The organism is Enterobacter cloacae complex sp. BZL2005 (assembly GCF_049238885.1).
In the GTDB taxonomy this organism is placed as follows: domain Bacteria; phylum Pseudomonadota; class Gammaproteobacteria; order Enterobacterales; family Enterobacteriaceae; genus Enterobacter; species Enterobacter roggenkampii.
In genome coordinates, this window is the sequence record NZ_JBMKGI010000001.1 from 806,328 (window position 1) to 823,262 (window position 16,935).

The 16,935-nt window shown below is 59.7% G+C and carries 17 protein-coding genes and 1 pseudogene; 11 read left to right on the top strand and 7 right to left on the bottom strand.

All coding sequences use genetic code 11. The features are described 5' to 3' along the window. The first annotated feature begins 11 nt into the window (after window positions 1-11). From ACOTXI_RS04065 to ACOTXI_RS04080, 4 genes are read left to right on the top strand one after another with little or no spacing between them, the layout of a single operon-like run. Window positions 12-1,025, top strand: a complete 1,014-nt coding sequence (locus tag ACOTXI_RS04065) for an ABC transporter permease (RefSeq protein WP_058654406.1) — start codon at window positions 12-14, stop codon at window positions 1,023-1,025. Then, on the top strand, window positions 1,025-1,858 hold the full coding sequence (locus ACOTXI_RS04070; RefSeq protein ID WP_058654407.1) for an ABC transporter permease: 834 nt from the start codon (window positions 1,025-1,027) through the stop codon (window positions 1,856-1,858). The genes ACOTXI_RS04065 and ACOTXI_RS04070 overlap by 1 nt, the downstream gene beginning before the upstream one ends. After that, window positions 1,851-2,687, top strand: a complete 837-nt coding sequence (locus tag ACOTXI_RS04075) for an ABC transporter ATP-binding protein (protein ID WP_058654408.1) — start codon at window positions 1,851-1,853, stop codon at window positions 2,685-2,687. The genes ACOTXI_RS04070 and ACOTXI_RS04075 overlap by 8 nt, the downstream gene beginning before the upstream one ends. Then, window positions 2,674-3,378 (top strand): ABC transporter ATP-binding protein, encoded by a 705-nt coding sequence (locus ACOTXI_RS04080; protein ID WP_103786712.1) that lies wholly within the window; start codon window positions 2,674-2,676, stop codon window positions 3,376-3,378. Before ACOTXI_RS04075 ends, ACOTXI_RS04080 begins: the two co-directional genes overlap by 14 nt. Window positions 3,379-3,485: 107 nt before the next feature. Here ACOTXI_RS04080 and ACOTXI_RS04085 read toward each other — a convergent pair whose 3' ends face one another. From ACOTXI_RS04085 to budA, 4 genes are all read right to left on the bottom strand, one after another. Next, on the bottom strand, window positions 3,486-3,959 hold the full coding sequence (locus ACOTXI_RS04085; RefSeq protein ID WP_008499407.1) for a cold-shock protein: 474 nt from the start codon (window positions 3,957-3,959) through the stop codon (window positions 3,486-3,488). A gap of 131 nt (window positions 3,960-4,090) precedes the next feature. Then, window positions 4,091-4,861: a (S)-acetoin forming diacetyl reductase gene (locus ACOTXI_RS04090; protein ID WP_008499406.1), complete on the bottom strand. Its 771-nt coding sequence runs from the start codon at window positions 4,859-4,861 to the stop codon at window positions 4,091-4,093. 20 nt (window positions 4,862-4,881) lie between these two features. Beyond that, a complete protein-coding gene (gene alsS, locus ACOTXI_RS04095) occupies window positions 4,882-6,561 on the bottom strand; it encodes an acetolactate synthase AlsS (RefSeq protein ID WP_021242638.1) in 1,680 nt (559 codons plus the stop codon). Between the two features lie 13 nt (window positions 6,562-6,574). Then, entirely contained in the window at window positions 6,575-7,354 is a 780-nt protein-coding gene (budA, locus tag ACOTXI_RS04100) for an acetolactate decarboxylase (protein WP_031275271.1), read from the bottom strand. A 105-nt stretch (window positions 7,355-7,459) separates the two neighbouring features. Between budA and ACOTXI_RS04105 the strand changes: the two genes are divergently transcribed. From ACOTXI_RS04105 to ACOTXI_RS04125, 5 genes are all read left to right on the top strand, one after another. Then, the gene (locus ACOTXI_RS04105) at window positions 7,460-8,341 is read left to right on the top strand and encodes a LysR family transcriptional regulator (RefSeq protein ID WP_058654410.1); all 882 of its coding nucleotides are present in this window, start codon (window positions 7,460-7,462) and stop codon (window positions 8,339-8,341) included. Window positions 8,342-8,570: 229 nt separating this feature from the next. Continuing rightward, window positions 8,571-9,026 carry a hypothetical protein gene (locus tag ACOTXI_RS04110; protein ID WP_058654411.1) on the top strand — a complete coding sequence of 152 codons (456 nt, stop codon included), beginning with the start codon at window positions 8,571-8,573 and terminating at the stop codon, window positions 9,024-9,026. Window positions 9,027-9,165: 139 nt separating this feature from the next. Beyond that, window positions 9,166-9,756 (top strand): hypothetical protein, encoded by a 591-nt coding sequence (locus ACOTXI_RS04115; RefSeq protein ID WP_032656095.1) that lies wholly within the window; start codon window positions 9,166-9,168, stop codon window positions 9,754-9,756. 282 nt (window positions 9,757-10,038) lie between these two features. Then, a complete protein-coding gene (locus ACOTXI_RS04120; protein WP_045352658.1) occupies window positions 10,039-10,542 on the top strand; it encodes a DUF2569 family protein in 504 nt (167 codons plus the stop codon). Window positions 10,543-10,772: 230 nt separating this feature from the next. Beyond that, window positions 10,773-11,072 (top strand): hypothetical protein, encoded by a 300-nt coding sequence (locus tag ACOTXI_RS04125; RefSeq protein WP_126287360.1) that lies wholly within the window; start codon window positions 10,773-10,775, stop codon window positions 11,070-11,072. Window positions 11,073-11,187: 115 nt separating this feature from the next. Here the strand turns inward: ACOTXI_RS04125 and ACOTXI_RS04130 are convergent, their stop codons facing one another. Next, a complete protein-coding gene (locus ACOTXI_RS04130) occupies window positions 11,188-11,502 on the bottom strand; it encodes a DUF6678 family protein (protein WP_008499398.1) in 315 nt (104 codons plus the stop codon). Between the two features lie 119 nt (window positions 11,503-11,621). Here ACOTXI_RS04130 and ACOTXI_RS04135 point away from each other — a divergent pair. Beyond that, window positions 11,622-11,729: pseudogene (locus ACOTXI_RS04135) on the top strand (AraC family transcriptional regulator); the annotation flags it as partial. On the opposite strand, the gene ACOTXI_RS04140 reads toward ACOTXI_RS04135, so the two are convergent. Further along, on the bottom strand, window positions 11,726-12,616 hold the full coding sequence (locus tag ACOTXI_RS04140) for an oxidoreductase (protein WP_032656089.1): 891 nt from the start codon (window positions 12,614-12,616) through the stop codon (window positions 11,726-11,728). The pseudogene ACOTXI_RS04135 and the gene ACOTXI_RS04140 overlap by 4 nt on opposite strands. 104 nt (window positions 12,617-12,720) lie before the next feature. Between ACOTXI_RS04140 and ACOTXI_RS04145 the strand changes: the two genes are divergently transcribed. Further along, the gene (locus ACOTXI_RS04145) at window positions 12,721-13,842 is read left to right on the top strand and encodes a YbdK family carboxylate-amine ligase (RefSeq protein WP_021242649.1); all 1,122 of its coding nucleotides are present in this window, start codon (window positions 12,721-12,723) and stop codon (window positions 13,840-13,842) included. On the opposite strand, the gene ACOTXI_RS04150 is transcribed toward ACOTXI_RS04145, so the two are convergent. Continuing rightward, complete coding sequence (locus ACOTXI_RS04150; protein WP_058654412.1) at window positions 13,772-16,927, bottom strand: efflux RND transporter permease subunit; 3,156 nt, start codon at window positions 16,925-16,927, stop codon at window positions 13,772-13,774. The two genes, ACOTXI_RS04145 and ACOTXI_RS04150, sit on opposite strands and share 71 nt — an antisense overlap. Window positions 16,928-16,935: the final 8 nt, after the last annotated feature.

The window sequence follows — 16,935 nt, forward strand, 5'->3', positions numbered from 1 at the left end:
AGAGATTTTCCATGCCACATCTTTCCACCCGCGTGCTTCAGGGCCTGCTGACCCTGCTGCTCACGCTCTTCGGGCTGCTGCTCGTCACGTTTGCGCTCTCGGCGTTTTCACCGGTCGATCGCGTGCTGCAGATCGTCGGCGATCACGCCAGCCAGTCCACGTACGATCAGGTTCGCCACCAGCTCGGGCTGGATCGACCGCTGCCCGTGCAGTTCTGGCACTATCTGCAAAATCTCGCCCACGGGGATTTAGGCACCGCCAGCGCCACCGGGCAGCCGGTGCTGCAGGATCTGCTGCACGCCTTCCCCGCCACGCTGGAGCTGGCAACGCTGGCGCTAATTATCGGCACGATACTCGGCGTGATTGCGGGTGTGCTGTGCGCCCGCTACGCCGGTTCGCCAGTGGACTTAGCGATCAGAACGCTCACCCTGCTCGGCAACTCGGTGCCGATTTTCTGGCTTGGCCTGCTGATGCTGGCCCTGTTCTACGCGAAGCTGCAGTGGAGCGCGGGCCCCGGCAGGCTGGACGACATCTGGCAGTTCACCGTCGAGCCGCGCACTGGCTTTGCGCTGATAGATACCTGGCTTTCCGGCGATCGCGAGGCGTTTCGCAACGCCATCAGCCACCTGGTGCTGCCGGTGCTGCTGCTGGCGTACTACTCGCTGGCGAGCATTACCCGTCTGACCCGCTCCGCCTGCCTCAGCGAAATGGACAAGGAGTACATCCTGCTTGCCCGCGCCAAGGGTGCCGGGGAGATGACCATTCTGCTGCGCCACGTGCTGCCGAACATTCGCAGCACCCTGCTGACGGTGATCGCCCTGGCCTATACCAGCATGCTGGAAGGTGCGGTATTAACAGAGACCGTGTTCTCGTGGCCGGGCATCGGACGCTATCTCACCACCGCCCTGTTCGCCGGAGACACTACCGCGGTCATGGGCGGCACGCTGCTGATTGGCGTCTGCTTTGTGCTGATCAATAACCTTACCGACCTGCTTGTGCGGGCGACCGATCCCAGGATGCGCTGATGCCGTTTTATCTCTTCTTACGCCGCCTGCGCCGCTCCCCTGCCGCCGTTTGCGGGCTGATTGCCCTCGCGCTGCTGGTGTTTATTGCCCTGTTCGCGCCCTGGCTGGTACCGGTTGATCCGAACTGGCAGGACGCCGCCGCGCGCCTGCAGGCACCGAACGGCCTGCACTGGCTGGGCACCGACAGCTACGGGCGCGATCTGCTCTCGCGCCTGATTTACGGCACCCGTCCGGCGCTCGGGCTGGTGGCATTAGTCACCGTTATCACCCTGCCCGCCGGGCTGCTGGTGGGGATCCTGTCCGGCTACTACGGCGGCTGGCTGGAGCGAGTCCTGATGCGCTTTACCGACGTGGTGATGTCGATGCCGCGCCTGATCCTCGCCTTCGCGTTTGTAGCGATGCTCGGCCCGGGGCTGGTCAACGGCGCGCTGGCGCTGGCCTTAACCACCTGGCCCGCCTACGCACGGCAGGCGCGGAGCGAGATTCAGCGTCTGCGCCACAGCGATTATCTGGCCGCCGCCGAGATGATGGGGATCCGCGGCCTGCGCCTGCTGGTCGGCCATATTCTGCCCCTGTGCCTGCCCTCCGCGATTGTGCGGCTGGCGCTGGATCTGGCGGGGATTATTCTGGCCGCCGCCGGTCTCGGCTTCCTCGGCCTTGGCGCACGTCCGCCCATGGCCGAATGGGGGGCGATGATTGCCGACGGCATGCAGGTGATTTTCGACCAGTGGTGGATTGCCGCTATTCCGGGCGGAGCGATTCTGTTTGCCAGCCTGGCGTTTAACCTGTTAGGCGATGGCCTGCGCGACGTACTGGAGCCACAGCATGACTGAACACCGCGTCATCGTCGATGCGCTGAATATCGACTACCCCGCCTCACGCGTGGTCAACAACCTGAGCTTTACGCTTGGCAACGAGCGGCTGGCGCTGGTGGGGGAATCCGGCTCCGGCAAGTCCATGTCCGCCCGCGCCCTGATGGGTCTGGTGCGTAAACCCGGTATCGTAAGCGCCAACCGGCTTAACGTGCTGGGCAACGATCTGCTGACCCTGAACGCCCGTCGCTGGCAGGCGCTGCACGGCAACGGGATTGCGATGGTCCTGCAGGACCCGCGCTACGCCCTTAACCCTGTGAAAAGCGTCGCCGCCCAGCTTGATGAGGCGCTGACCCTGCATCAACGCCTGCCGCGTCCGGAGCGTGCGGCGCGTATTCACGACATCCTCCGCGCCGTCGGGCTGAGCGAGAACGTGCTGTCACGCTATCCCGGCGAACTTTCCGGAGGCATGGGCCAGCGGGTGATGATTGCGATGGCGCTGATCAACAACCCGCAGGTGCTGATTGCCGACGAACCGACCTCCGCGCTGGACGCCCGCCTGCGCAACCAGATCCTCGAGCTGCTCGTGCAGCAGTGCGAAGAACGCCAGATGGCGATGCTGCTCATCAGCCACGATCTGCCGCTGGTGGCGGAGCACTGCGATCGCGTGCTGGTGATGTATCAGGGCGAAAAGGTCGATGAGATGGCGGCAAGCCGGCTCCCGCAGGCGACGCATCCGTACACGCGCACCCTGTGGACCTGTCGTCCAGACGCCCATACCTATGGGCAGATGCTGCCGACGCTCGACCGTTCACAGCCGTGGAAGGAGGCCAACGATGGCGATCGTTGAGGTTAACCAGGTGCAGGTCGCCTTCGGGGAAAAAACGGCGGTCTCTGCCGCCAGCTTTAGCATAGAGAGAGGCGAGACGTTCAGCCTGATCGGTGAATCCGGCTGCGGGAAATCGACTATTCTGCGCGTGCTGGCGGGGCTGCAGCGCGAGTGGCGCGGAAGTATTGCGCTACAGGGAGAAGCGTTAACGCCAGGGCGACGCTTTGAAGGCGAGCTTCGCCGCAACGTGCAGATGGTGTTTCAGGATCCGTGGGCGTCGCTGCATCCCAACCACACGATTTCTCGCACGCTGTCGGAGCCGTTGAACATTCGCGGCGAGACGCAGGTCGCGGAGAAGGTGGCCAATGCGCTGCACGAGGTGGGGCTCTCCGCCGACGCGGGCAGGCGCTATCCGCACCAGCTTTCCGGCGGCCAGCGTCAGCGCGTTGCCATTGCCCGCGCGCTGCTGCTGCGCCCGCAGCTACTGCTGCTGGACGAGCCGACCTCGGCGCTGGATATGTCGGTGCAGGCGGAAATCCTGAATCTGCTTAATCGCCTGAAGGCCGAGCATGAGATGACCTATCTGCTGGTGAGTCACGACGCGGACGTGATTGCCCATATGTCCGACCGGGCGGCATTGATGGCGCACGGGAAGATCCAGAAGGTGTTTGACCGTGAGGCGATGTTACGGGGCGAGCACAGGATGGGTTAAGTGCGTGCGGCGGTGCCCGGTGGCGCTGCGCTTACCGGGCCTACGTTTCGTGCCGCGTTGATGGTTTTTCGTAGGCCGGGTAAGGCGTGCCGCCACCCGGCAAACAATTACTTCAGCAGCTTCACCGTGGCATCGATGTCGATCTCATCTTCGGTGAAGATCAGCGTCGTATTCTGGAAGGTGGTGATCGCCAGCTTCTTCACCGTGCGCATTTCGCCCGGCTTTTTATCGGATTTTGGCTTGATGCTGTTCATCAGCAGGCCCACCGACAGCACCGCGTTCTCTTTGTCGATTTTGGTATCAACGGGCTCTTCTTCGCTGAACACCACGAAGGATTTGATCGAGGTGAGCTTTACGCGCTCGCCTGCGATATAGAGATGTTTGCTTTCGGGGATCACCTTCACCGCATAGGCGGAAAGGCCTTTGTTGTTGGTGGTAGGCTCGAAGGTCACCGCGGCATCTTTCTTAATCAGATCGGGGTTCGCGACCTTAATCACATGAAAATAGCGGTTGTCGCCGTTTTCATCTTTGATAAATCCAAAGCCTTTATCTTTAAACCACGTTGTGATTGTACCGTTCATCGCTGTTACCGCCTGTCAGATCGTAATGACTAAAGTTTTGCAGCGCGCAGTGTAATGCACAATGACGGAGGAGACAAAAAAAAGCCCCTGCACGGGGGCAGGGGAAAACTCATGTCAGAGCTTATTAGAATTTAGTTGAACACCATCCCACCATCGATGAGCAGAGACTGGCCTGTCATGTAGTCAGAGTCCGGTCCTGCCAGGTATGAGACGCAGGCGGCGACATCTTCCGGCTCGGACAGGCGGCCAAGCGTAATGCGTTTGGCAAAAGTCTCGGTTCCGTAGCCGAGCGGTTTACCCGCCGCCTCGGAGACCTGACGGTCGATTTCCGCCCACATCGGCGTTTTCACGATGCCAGGGCAGTAGGCGTTAACGGTGATCCCCAGCGGCGCGAGATCCCGTGCCGCGGTCTGGGTTAAGCCGCGCACCGCGAACTTGCTGGAACTGTAGACCGCCAGTTCAGGGTTGCCGGTGTGGCCCGCCTGGGAGCAGGCGTTGATGATTTTCCCGCCGTGCCCTTCTTTACGAAACGCGTCAATCGCGGCCTGGATCCCCCAGATCACCCCTTTCACGTTGATGTTGTAGACCTTATCGACAATCTCCGGCGTGATGGATTCGATTGGCGTGGACGGCGCAACCCCGGCGTTATTGACGATCACGTGGAAACCGCCCAGCGCGGTGCGGGCTTTCTCTACCGCCGCAAATACCTGCTCGCGGTCAGAGACGTCCACCTTCACGGCGACGGCGTTACCGCCGTTGCGGATAATTTCATCGGCCACGGCTCTGGCCGTTTCCGCGTTATAGTCGGCGATGGCGACGGCAAAGCCATCCTTCACCAGGCGAAGCGCAATCGCTTTACCAATCCCCTGGCCTGAGCCTGTTACGAGAGCAACTTTTTGCATTTCTCTGTCCTTATGTTGAGTCACAAAATCTGGCTGAGATGGAGCTGGCCCATCAGAAGCGGGTTATCGCTGTAGTCGACGGGAATGGCCACCACGGCCGGGCCATCCACATCCATCGCCGCGCGCAGCGTGGGTTCGAGCGCGTCGGCGCTCTCCACGGCAAAGCCTTTCGCGCCAAAGGCGTCGGCATAGACTTTGAAATCGACCGGGCCGAACTCGACGCCGGAAAGACGCTGGTATTTTTTCTCTTCCTGAATGGCAACCATGTTGTAGCCGTTATCCACCCAGATGATGTGCAGCACGTTAGCGTTGAGGCGCACCGCGGTTTCCAGTTCCATGCTCGACTGCAGGAAGCCGCCGTCACCGGAGACCGACACCACCTTGCGGCCCGGGTTGACCAGCCACGCGCCAATGGCCCACGGCAGCGCGACACCCATGGTCTGCTGGCCGTTGGAGATCATCACCTGACGCGCCCGGAAGCTGTAGAGGTAGCGGGCGATCCAGATGTGGAAGCTGCCCATGTCGACGGTCAGGGTCACGTCGTTATTCACGATGTCCTGCATGGCCCGCACGATACGCAGCGGATGCAGGGCGAACTGATTAAGCGAGGCGCCGCGGCGATCGAGCAGATCGCGCTGATGCTGGCGGTCGACCAGAATTTCGGAGGCCCGCTGGCTCAGCTCAAGCTTATGGTCGATACGGTTCGCGAGCTGATTCAGCGTTTCGGCGATGTCCCCCACCAGCTCCAGATCCGGCACGTAGTTACGTTCTTCATAGGCAGGCAGCACGTCGATGTGCACCAGCGTGGCGTCGCCGCTGTTCCACATGGACGGCTCGTACTCCACCGGGCTGTAGCCGATGCAGATAATCAGGTCCGCCAGATGGAGCAGCCTGTCGCCCGCCTGGTTATTGAACAGACCGACGCGTCCGGCGAAGCGGGTGAAGTGCTCCTGATTCACCGCCCCGGCGGCCTGATAGGTGCTGGTGACCGGAATACGGCTTTTCTCCAGCAGCGTGCGCAGCGCCGCGCTGTTGGCGGGCTGGCTCGCCATCAGCCCCAGCAGGATGACCGGGTTTTTGGCCTTTTCGATAAGCTTCGCCACGTCGTTGATAGCGGATTCCGGTGCCGGGCCCATCAGCGCGGGACCGCTGGCGGGTAAAATCGCCCCCGTGGCGGGCTGGTCGACAATATCCTGCGGCAGGCTGACGAACGCGCCCCCCGGCCTGCCGTGCTCGGCGGCGCGAAACGCATTCGATACCACCTCGGCAATCGCGTCCGGCGCACTCACCTCCACGGCGTATTTGGTGACCGGGCTGAACATGGCGACGGTGTCCATGCTCTGGTGCACCAGCTTGGCTTTATCCGCCCGCTTCACCGCCCCGCCCAGCGCCACCACCGGGTCGCCTTCGCTGTTGGCGGTAGCAATGCCGGTGATCAGGTTCGAGCAGCCCGGCCCGGAAGTGACCAGCGCCACCCCGGCCTTGCCGGTCAACCGCCCTACCGCCGCCGCCATAAACGCCGCGTTCGCCTCGTGGCGCACCGGGATGATCTCAATGGAGGAGTCCAGCAGAGAGTCAAAGACCTTGTCGATTTTCGCCCCCGGGATCCCGAACACCTGCTTCACGCCCTGCGCTTCCAGCTGGCCGACAACCAAATCGGCGCCGTGCGCCCACTGACGTGACTGTTTCTCACTGTTCACGGTAGTTCTCCTGTTAGTTTTCGACGGCACGGATCGCCGCATCCAAATTGCTGGGGTGAAGGTTGGCCTGTAAAAAGGCGCTGTCGGCGGGCAGGTCAATCATCAGCTTGTGAATTTCACCGAAGGTGAGCACGCCGCTCTCCAGCTGGTAGTCAAGCAGATGGCCCCCGCCCTGACGGTCGTCGGTGATGAAGTGTTCGTGGTAACCCGCCACGTTGATCCCCTGCATGTGCTGCGGCGTGCGGAACCCGACCAGCACCCCTTCGCGCTGGTTAAAGCGGAACACCGGCTGGTCGTCCAGCACGTCGGTCATCGCGCGGTACGGCGGCGTCTGGCGCGGTACGGTGCGGGTGTGGGCATGGCGGAAGTTGCCGTCAATGCGCAGCGCGCAGAACAGGTTATCGGAGGGGATCTGCTGGTCGATGACGTCGTGGATCTGCTGACGGCTGACCGGCGCGTCGAAGGTTTTACGGTACTGCGGCTGGAACCAGGTCATCACCGCGAACGGCGTTTTCTGCTCCGGCTTCGCGGCCCGGGCGCTGCCGTCGGCGCGCAGTTGGTACACCTGGCTGCTGAAGGCAATCATTTCGCCGTCCAGCTCGTTGAAGGTGCCCAGACCAAAATCACCGTGTGCCAGCAGATCGGCGATGGTGGTCTCTCCTTCATACACGCCGCTTAGCAGGGCGCTCATTAGCGATGTCTGATAGATCACGCTGTCAGGATGCTGGGCGGAGAACCCACGCAGGGTCTCGCACAGGCTGGCTTCACAGTCGCAGGCAGATGAATGCACCATCATGCTCGTCCTCTTCAACTTTATTTAGAAAGGTTAAATAAATGTTGACCCGATTCAGCAGAGAGTTCCAATATAGAAACCATGCTGGTTTGAGACGTTTTAGATATGGAACTTCGTTATCTGCGGTATTTTGTCGCGGTAGCACGCGAGCGACACTTCACCAGGGCGGCCGAAGCGCTGGGTATTTCACAGCCTCCTCTGAGTCAGCAGATCAAACGGCTCGAAGAGGAAGTGGGCACGCCGCTGTTCAGGCGCCTGACGCGGGGCGTGGAGCTGACCGAAGCGGGAGAAGCCTTCTACGAGGACGCCTGCAAGATCCTGGCGCTGAGCGACGCCGCGCAGGAGAAAGCCCGCGGCATCGCGCGCGGGCTGAACGGTAACCTGTCGATTGGCATCACCAGCTCCGATGCTTTTCATCCCAAAATTTTCGCGCTGATTCGCCAGTTTCAGGTGCAGAACATGGCGGTGCAGGTTCACCAGGTGGAAGCCAATATGTCGTCGCTGACGACGATGCTGGCGGAGGGCGAACTGGATATCGCCTTCGTGCGCCTGCCGTGCGAGAGCAGCAAGGCGTTCGAGTTAACAATCCTCGATCGGGAGCCGATGGTGGTGGCGCTGCATCGCGACCATCCGCTGGCGGCGTGCGATTCGCTGGCGTTAGAGCAGCTTCGGGATACGCCGGTGGTGTTGTTCCCGCAGGAGGTCGCGCCCGGCCTGTACGACCGGGTTCACGGCTGCTGCGAGCGGGCCGGGATCGACGTGCAGCACGCGCTGCAGTCGTCACAGCTTTCATCCTCCCTGAGCATGGTTTCCGCCGGCGGCGGGTTTGCGCTGGTGCCGAAATCCATGGCGGCCATTTCTCCGCCAAATGTCACCTACCACGCGCTGAGCTCGCCGGAGCTTTATACCGATATCGCGCTCTGCTGGCGGCGCTTTGAACGCTCGCGGACGGTGAAGCGGTTTCTGGCGATGATGAGCGAGGGGTAGCGGCCGGTTTGGTTGGTGGTTTTTGTAGGCCGGGTAAGGCGTAGCCGCCACCCGGCAATGCCCTTCTGGAAGCCGCCTCGCAAACCTGCAAGCAACCTTATGTAATTCAGGGTTATCCCCTTTCCATCCTTTTTTCACCGCCGTAAAGTGCCTGCGTTGCTGCCCATCCGTAACCGGGCGTAGGAACCCGTTAGCATAACGTGACATTTTTACCTAAAGAGGATGCTAAATGGCTACTGTCCCTGAGTTTTCTTATGCGCTCTCTGAAGAAAGCGCCGTTCACCACCTCATCAATCTTCAACTTTGCGATTCCGCAGATCTCTTCGAACTGGCTGACACCTGCGCCGCCTGTGTGAGCGTGCTGGTTGAAACTGACGATCCCGTGACGTTTTCTATACTTTGCGAGCGCTTGCTGGAACTGCTTAAACGCCTGCGTGAATGTTGCGATACAGAACTTCCCCCGCATCTGGTTGAACGGCTCATCGCAGGAGAAAAGATCGTTTCCTGCGTGCCAGACTGCTGGCAGGAGACGGCGTTGCAGGTGGATTATGCCGTGGCGTTAACGCTGGCGGTGATGGGCGGGACACTGCCTGCAAGCGTGGCGAAAGAACTCACCGGGTTGCTGCACGATATGGTCTGGCTGCTGGCGGAGTTTGTGAAGGAGCCGTATATCGCAGCGCACTGAGACGGGTGATGGAAGGCCGGAATTCTGCTGCTGCGGATGGGGGAGCATTTCGGTCAGATACCCCTCTCTTTTCCTGGTAATTGCTTGCGGAACGCCATCTGATACTCTGGCTGCACTCAAGGGATGACAAGGAAGAGAAATGCTGAATCCTGGATTCGTAACCCGCAAAGCGCTTGCTCAGTGGCAGGATGTCCCCGCTTTTTTACCTCAGTTCCAGTTTCATGAAAAACACCGAACGGTCATACATACTGCGCATCCCGAACATATTCTGCCATTGATTGCCAACTTTGACGTCCGGCAAGATGTCGTCATTCGGCGGCTGATGTTTTTACGGCAATTACCGCAGAAATTTCTGCGTAATCAGCAGGCTAACTCCATCGGCAACTTTGGCCTGCACAGTTTTACCCTTTTGAAAAACTCAGCATCTGAGCTCTGCTATGGCTTGCGAGGACAGTTCTGGCGTTCAGATTTTGGTCTGGAAAAAGTACCGGATGTCAGCGCTTTTCAGACGTCAGTGACGCCGGGCAGCGCGACATTGTTGCTGCGCTATCAGGTAACGGAATTGGCGCCAGGCCAGCATGAACTCAGTACAGAAACGTTCGTCGATTGCCCGGACAGAAGCACCCGGCTCAGGATGGCGGCTTACTGGCTGATAATCCGGGCGGGCAGCGGCTGGATCCGCAGGAGAACGCTGAAAGCGGTTAGGTTGAATATCGAGAAGCTGGACTGAAGTGCAACAGATAACCTTATGGCGTTCAGCGTTAGCACTTCGCTTTAAATATCCGTTTCCGGACGAGAACTGCCGGGAAGAAATGTTTGAGGAGCGGTTATTAGCAAAAAGCGGTACCGATCAACCGCCTTTAAAATGAATACCTGCGCGGCGGATATTCACCCTTAACACAAATTTACGCGGAAAATTACCTGTACAGTACACTTATTTATCGGTCAGTTGCGTTTGTAATAGACTTCGTTTAATCTATTGTAAATTATAAAATACTTCAAAGGTCCATATATGGAATGGGGATGCATAAAGTGTGGGGTCGAAATACCTCAGGACAGAGAGTTTTGCGACAGTTGCGAAGATAAAAACTTCAGGAAAATTGGAGGCTTTCTTTTTCTCCCTCTTATAGGATTAGTGGTCACTGCTGCTTCCTATCTTTTTGCAATGACAGATGCATTTAAATTTACGATAGAAAACTATTCGCATTTGAATGCAAATGCAAAAATCTTCTTCATGCTTTCCCTGGTTATTTATATAGGCGAATTTCTTTTTACAGTCACCGTTCTTTCATTTTTCCTAAAAAAGAAGAAATCGCTACCAAAGCTTTATATTTTGTTTTTAATATCAATCGTGACGACAATGTCATTTAATACCTACTTGCTTTACATATTAATTCCTGGCGCTGAAATTGGCTATAATGAACTTGTGCCTGTTTTTAGAAACGTAATTACGGCTTTAATTTGGATTCCCTATTTCATAACCTCTGTTCGCGTAAAAAGAACGTTTATCCGATAAAAGCACGAGTGGCTTCATCATTTTGATGACAGAAGATGCATGGCTATACTAATGCACATACAGTCATCAACACTGAGCGGACGCTATCACCGTCCGCTCATTATACGGAAAGGGCAGAAAAGTGGGTAAGGTCCGCACTGAGTTAAGAACGGACACTCTTGTAGAAAGCATGGCGTCGGATTATAGTGAGAGCATTGATTGATAAGTGAGTAGAATCAGAACAGTAGCCAATGAAACAAAAACTTCGCAAACGTAACCAGGACTGGATATCAAGGCAATTACAACGTGCGCGCAAAGAGAAAATGCCGTTAAGTTTCTTTATTAATTTTCCTTCAATACGAGCAACTGCGTGTAATGGTCAGCGCCTTAAACGGCGTGGTCGTCTCAAGCCTGACTGGAGTCGCGCATTGTTTCATCCGGGGTGGGGAGAAGTGCCGATTATTGGACCGCAAGGCTCAGTGTATTGGTTTGAGGGGTTTGATAAGGAACAATTACCTGCAGAATTGATGCCGCTATGGGACGATGTTTGATTGTATTGACTTTGAATTAATAACTTTCAGTGTAACGCTTAGACAGTGAGGAGTAGAGGCCAATTCTACTCAAAGACTAACGTATTCCTGTTAGCCATTAACCGATTTTATCTAGTTAAAGATAATCTACATAGCTGACCGAATCTGCGTATCCCCAAATTCTATAACCGGTTGATACCTCGATTCCTGGGAGATGAATAGCGCGAAGAATAGTACCTACCATGGTATGTTGTTCAACTGAGTTTGTCATAATATCAAGATACTTGATATCCAAATAGCCACCTTCACAGAAATGGTAAAACCACTCGCCATCAACTGCAGATTCATAGCCATTGAGAAAAGTGATTTTCCATAAGGGGGAAGATTCAATGCTAACCATTGCCATGCGGATCTCATTCCATTTTGTATTATTCATGCAGCTATAAAGCATTTGAACCTCCCGGGATCTGCTCCCGACAGATTAACACGCTACCAGGATAACAACGTAAAATTATGGCACAAAGCTGAACTTCATATTCACTTGTCTTCCCCCCTCTCTATCGCCCCACCGCCACTCTCAGGTACGAATCCGTGAACGCGTTTATCACCATGTTCATAAAAGTGATGGGCAGCACGGCCGCCCATTACTTTGCCGAACGGAAAAACAGTAACCGTTAACCCGGCCCCTCGCTCCCCGCCGCCAGCAGCGGCACCACCACGTCGCTGATGGGCACCGCAATGCCATGTTTGCGGCCGTAGCGCTGGATCACGCCGTTGCGGATGTCCCACTCCATAGGGCGATCCGCCTGACGGTCAGCGAGAATCGACGTGCCGAGGTCCTCAGGCGCGCGCTGAAAGTTCGCCAGAATCTCCTGCGCCACGTCATCGGCCAGCTTCGCCCCCTCGGCGCGGGCGACAGTAAGCCCTTCCCGCAGATAGGCCAGCGAAAGTTCGCTGATATCCTCGCGCCTGAACATCCCGGCGCGGCGGTTAGCGAGCACCATCAGCCCGGCTACAGCATTTTGCAGCAGCTTGCGCCAGGCGACGGTGGGGAAATCAGCCGAGAGTTCAACTTCACAGCGCGTACCGCGAAGCGCCTCGACCACCCGCTGCGCCTGCGGCACGTCCGGCAGCGTCAGGCGCGGTTTGGCCCGCAGCCAGACGGAGGCATCCGGCTCGCGCTGCGCCGGGAACCAGACCACCGACGGCAGCACCGTTGCGCCACTGACCAAAGGCTCAAGCTGCGCCTTCTGCTCTACGCCATTTTGCAGCGCGCAGACCACGGTATTTTCATCGCAAAGGGCGCGCAGCCACCCGGCGCTGTCGGCATTTTGCGTCGTTTTTACCGCGATAAACACGAGGTCAACGGGGCGCGTGATGGCCGCTGGATCGGTTAATACCGGACCGGGCACCACCGTTTCACCCTCATCGTGACGCAGGCGTAATTCCGGATGCGCGGTGCGTCCGCAGAGCAGCGGCGTGCGGCCCGCGTCATGCAACACCGCGGCAATGGTGGTCCCAATCGCACCGGGACCAATCAGCGCAATGGTTGGATAGTCAGACATGTGTCACTCCCCTTTTGCTAAGCCTGCTATCAGTTATACCACCCTGAGACGAGCGCGCCACACCCGTTGTCTATACTCAACATTCACAGACAACGGAGTGCGCCATGCCTTTACCCGATTTTAAATCCTCTGAACCGTTCACCCTTGGCATCGAGCTCGAACTGCAGGTGGTTAACCCGCCGGGATACGACCTCAGCCAGGACTCCTCCGCGCTCATCGCCGCCGTCAAAGACGACATCAAAGGCGGAGAGGTCAAACACGACATTACCGAAAGCATGCTCGAAATCGCCACTGGCGTGTGTCAGACCATCGACCAGGCGGCGGCGCAGTTCTCGGTGATGCAGCAGAGCATCCTGCGCGCCGCGGCGGAGCAGCACATCCAGATCTGCGGCGGCGGGACGCATCCGTTCCAGAAGTGGCAGCGCCAGGAGGTGTGCGACGACGAGCGCTATAACGTCACGCTGGAGCGCTTTGGCTATCTGATTTTGCAGGCGACGGTATTCGGCCAGCACGTTCACGTCGGCTGCCGGACCGGAGATGACGCCATTTACCTGCTGCACGGCCTGTCGCGCTTTGTACCGCACTTTATCGCCCTGGCGGCCGCCTCGCCGTACATGCAGGGCACGGACACGAAGTTCTCCTCGTCGCGGCTCAACATCTTCTCCGGGTTCCCGGATAACGGCCAGATGCCGTGGGTCAACAGCTGGCAGGAGTTCGAAGGGCTGTTCCGCCGCCTGAGCGCCACCAGCATGATCGACAGCATCAAAGATCTGCACTGGGATATTCGCCCCAGCCCGCATTTTGGCACCGTGGAGGTGCGGGTGATGGATACGCCGCTGACGCTCGGCCACGCGATAAACATCGCCGGGCTGATTCAGGCCACGTCGCACTGGCTGCTGACCACGCGGCCGTATAAGCATCAGGAACGGGATTTTCTGCTCTACCGTTTTAACCGTTTTCAGGCGTGTCGCTACGGGCTGGAGGGGATCCTGACGGACGTGCACACCGGCGAGCACAAAACCGTGGCGGAAGATATCGCCTGGCTGCTGGAGCAGGTGGCGCCGTCGGCCGAGAAGCTCGGCGCGACAAGCGCAATCAATGAAATTGCCCTGCTGTTAAAGCAGGGCAAGAGCGAGGCGCAGCGCATGCGGGACTTTATCGCCGACGGCGGCTCGCTGATTTCTCTGGTGCAGAAGCACTGCGAGCTGTGGGCGACGAGTCCGTAAGGCCGTGGCCCCACTCCCGCAGGCGCTGGAACAGCACGAACAGCGCGGGGATGAACAGAATCCCCACCACGGTCGCCACCAGCATGCCGCTGAAGACCGTGGTGCCGATGATGCGGCGGCTCTGGGCGCCTGCGCCGGTCGCCAGCATCATCGGCAAAACGCCGATAATGAACGACACGGCGGTCATCATCACCGCCCGGAAGCGGCGCGAGGCCCCTTCCCGCGCGGCATCGACAATCGCCATTCCGTCCATACGCCGCGCGCGGGCGAACTCGACGATAAGAATCGCGTTCTTGGCCGCTAACGCGATCAGCAATACCAGACCAATCTGCACGTACACGTCGTTGGCGTAGCCCGCCAGCCACAGCCAGACCAGCGCCCCACCGAGAGCGAACAGCACCGAGAGCATCACGCTTGCCGGGAGCGTCCAGCTCTCGTACTGGGCGACGAGGAACAGCCACGCCATCACCACCGCCGCCAGCACGATCCAGATCGCCTGATTGCCGGTCTGCTGCTCCTGATACGACATGCCGCTCCAGGCGTAGTCGTAGCCGGCCGGCAGGCTCTGCGCCAGGATCTCGCCCATCGCCGCCATGGCGGTGCTGCTGCTCACCCCAGCGGCTGCCGAGCCGCTCACCGACACGGACGGGAACTGGTTGTACTGCTGCAGGAACGGCGCGCCGACGGTCGGCGTGATGGTGACGAGGTTGCTCAGGCGCACCCGCTCGCCGCTGTTGCTGCGCACGAACAGCTCGCCGATCTGCTCGGCGCGCTCGCGCCACTGCATCTCGTTCTGCATCACCACGTGGTAGACGCGGTTGTTGATGCTGAAATCCCCGGCGCGGGTGCCGCCAAAAGCGGTTTGCAGGCTGCTGAAGATGCGCGATACCGGCACGTCGAGGCGGGCGGCGCGCTCGCGGTCAACGGTCAGCGTCAGCTGCGGCACGTTGCTGCTCCAGGTGGTGAACACGCGGCTCAGCTGCGGGTGCTGGTTGGCTTTCATCAGCACCTCGCGGGTGACGCGCTCCAGCTCCGCCGGGCTCTGCCCCGCCTGAGACTGGATACGCAGGTCGAAGCCCGAAGCGTTACCCAGCCCCGGCAGCGTCGGCGGCGCGAAGGTCATGATGGTCGCCTCCGGCAGGGCCAGCAGCTGGCGCTGAAGGGTACCCATCACCTCATCCAGCGGCGGACGCTCGCTCCAGTCTTTGAGCATGATGGAGATAAACCCGCCGTTGGAGGCGCTGGTGCCGTTGAGGATGTTAAACCCGGAGACCTGAATCACGTCTTTCACCGCCGGATTTTGGGCGATCAGCTCTCGCGCGGTGGTCATCACCGCTTCGGTGCGCTCCAGCGAAGCCGCTTCCGGCAGCTGAACGCTGGCGAAGAAGTAGCCCTGGTCCTCCTGCGGCAGGAAGCCTTTTGGCATCGACGTAAAGCTGAACAGCACGACGGCCGCCGCGCCCGCGGTGGCCAGCAGCGCCAGCCACGGACGCAGGTTTAAGACATGCACGAGGCGGGTGTACAAACCGCGCGTGGCGTCCAGCCCGCGGTTGAAGACGCGATAAACGGCCGCCGGTTTCTCCGGGCGCGGACGCAGCAGCATCGCGCACAGCGCGGGCGTCAGGGTCAGCGCCACCAGGCTTGAGAGCGTCACGGCCGTCGAGAGCGTCACCGCGAACTGGCGGTACAGCTCGCCGACAATCCCCGGCAGCAGCGCCACCGGCACAAACACCGCCAGCAGCACCAGCGTGGTGGCAATCACCGGCCCGGCAATCTGGCGCAGCGCCAGCGCGGTCGCCGCCGTGCGGCTCTGCCCTTCCGCCATCAGCGTTTCGACGCTTTCCACCACCACGATGGCGTCATCCACCACCATGGTCAGCGCCAGAATGATGGCGAACAGGCTCAGCGTATTGGCGGAGTAGCCGAGCGCGTAGAGCACCGCAAAGGTGCCCACCAGCGACACCGGAATGGCAAGCGCGACAATCAGCGTCGCGCGCCAGCTTTGCAGGAACAGGGAAACGACCACCACCACCGCCAGCATCGTGAGCGCCAGCGAGGCGCCGATCTCTTTAATGGTGGCGGCGACAAAGGTGGTGGTGTCGAATTTCACCTCATAGACCAGGTCGTCCGGGAATCGCGTCGAGAGGCGCTCCAGCTCCCCGCGCACCGCGTCGGCCACGCGCAGGGCGTTGGCGGACGGCGTCGGGTAGATACCCAAATAGGCGGAGTCGTGCCCGTTCAGCTGCGCGCCGGAGCTGTAGCTGCGCGAGCCGAGCTCGATGGTGGCGACGTCCTTCAGGCGCACCAGCTGGCCCATCTCCCCGGCGCGAATAATGATGTCGGCAAACTCGTCGGCCTGGCTTAAGCGCCCCAGCCCGTTGATGGTCAGGGTCTGCTGCTGGCCGTTAAACACCGGCGGGGTGCCCACCTGGCCTGCCGCGCCCTGTACGTTCTGCTCGCGCAGCGCCTGCGCCACGTCATCGGTGGTGACGTTCAGGGCGTTCATGCGGTCCGGGCGCAGCCAGATGCGCATGCTGTAGTCGCGCGCGCCAAACATCTGCACCTGCCCGACGCCCGGCAGACGCGACAGCGCCTCGCGCACCTGGGTGCTGGCGTAGTTGCTGACGAACAGCGGCGTGTGGGTGTTATTCGGTGAGTAAAGACTTACCCCCATCATCAGGTTGGTGGCCCGCTTGCGCACCTGCACGCCGTTTTGCTGCGCCTCGGTGGGCAGCTGCGCCACGGCCTGCGCCACGCGGTTTTGCACGTCGATGGCGGCGAGATCCGGCTCGGTCCCCGCCGCAAAGGTGATGTTCAGGCTGTAAGTGCCTTCGTCCGAGCTGGTGGACTCCATGTAGAGCATATGGTCCACGCCGTTCAGCTGCGTCTCCAGCGGCGTGGCGATGGCCTCCGCCACGTCGGCCGAGCTGGCGCCCGGCCAGCTGGCAGAGACGTTCACCACCGGCGGCGCGATCTGCGGGTACTGCTCCACCGGGTTAATCCTCAGCGCGATGGCCCCCAGCAGGGTGATGACCAGCGCAATCACCATCGCGAAGCGCGGGCGTTTGATGAAAAACGTCAGCATGATGGCTC

Bases quoted from the DNA above. Each gene is read 5' to 3' on its own strand.
- ACOTXI_RS04110 (WP_058654411.1), top strand. From the start codon at position 8,571: ATGGCTACTGTCCCTGAGTTTTCTTATGCGCTCTCTGAAGAAAGCGCC.
- ACOTXI_RS04085 (WP_008499407.1), bottom strand. From the start codon at position 3,959: ATGAACGGTACAATCACAACGTGGTTTAAAGATAAAGGCTTTGGATTT.
- ACOTXI_RS04090 (WP_008499406.1), bottom strand. From the start codon at position 4,861: ATGCAAAAAGTTGCTCTCGTAACAGGCTCAGGCCAGGGGATTGGTAAA.
- ACOTXI_RS04120 (WP_045352658.1), top strand. From the start codon at position 10,039: ATGGAATGGGGATGCATAAAGTGTGGGGTCGAAATACCTCAGGACAGA.
- ACOTXI_RS04150 (WP_058654412.1), bottom strand. From the start codon at position 16,927: ATGCTGACGTTTTTCATCAAACGCCCGCGCTTCGCGATGGTGATTGCG.
- ACOTXI_RS04070 (WP_058654407.1), top strand. From the start codon at position 1,025: ATGCCGTTTTATCTCTTCTTACGCCGCCTGCGCCGCTCCCCTGCCGCC.
- ACOTXI_RS04140 (WP_032656089.1), bottom strand. From the start codon at position 12,616: ATGTCTGACTATCCAACCATTGCGCTGATTGGTCCCGGTGCGATTGGG.
- ACOTXI_RS04080 (WP_103786712.1), top strand. From the start codon at position 2,674: ATGGCGATCGTTGAGGTTAACCAGGTGCAGGTCGCCTTCGGGGAAAAA.
- ACOTXI_RS04075 (WP_058654408.1), top strand. From the start codon at position 1,851: ATGACTGAACACCGCGTCATCGTCGATGCGCTGAATATCGACTACCCC.
- ACOTXI_RS04130 (WP_008499398.1), bottom strand. From the start codon at position 11,502: ATGCTTTATAGCTGCATGAATAATACAAAATGGAATGAGATCCGCATG.
- ACOTXI_RS04105 (WP_058654410.1), top strand. From the start codon at position 7,460: ATGGAACTTCGTTATCTGCGGTATTTTGTCGCGGTAGCACGCGAGCGA.
- ACOTXI_RS04125 (WP_126287360.1), top strand. From the start codon at position 10,773: ATGAAACAAAAACTTCGCAAACGTAACCAGGACTGGATATCAAGGCAA.
- ACOTXI_RS04065 (WP_058654406.1), top strand. From the start codon at position 12: ATGCCACATCTTTCCACCCGCGTGCTTCAGGGCCTGCTGACCCTGCTG.
- ACOTXI_RS04115 (WP_032656095.1), top strand. From the start codon at position 9,166: ATGCTGAATCCTGGATTCGTAACCCGCAAAGCGCTTGCTCAGTGGCAG.
- ACOTXI_RS04145 (WP_021242649.1), top strand. From the start codon at position 12,721: ATGCCTTTACCCGATTTTAAATCCTCTGAACCGTTCACCCTTGGCATC.
- budA (WP_031275271.1), bottom strand. From the start codon at position 7,354: ATGGTGCATTCATCTGCCTGCGACTGTGAAGCCAGCCTGTGCGAGACC.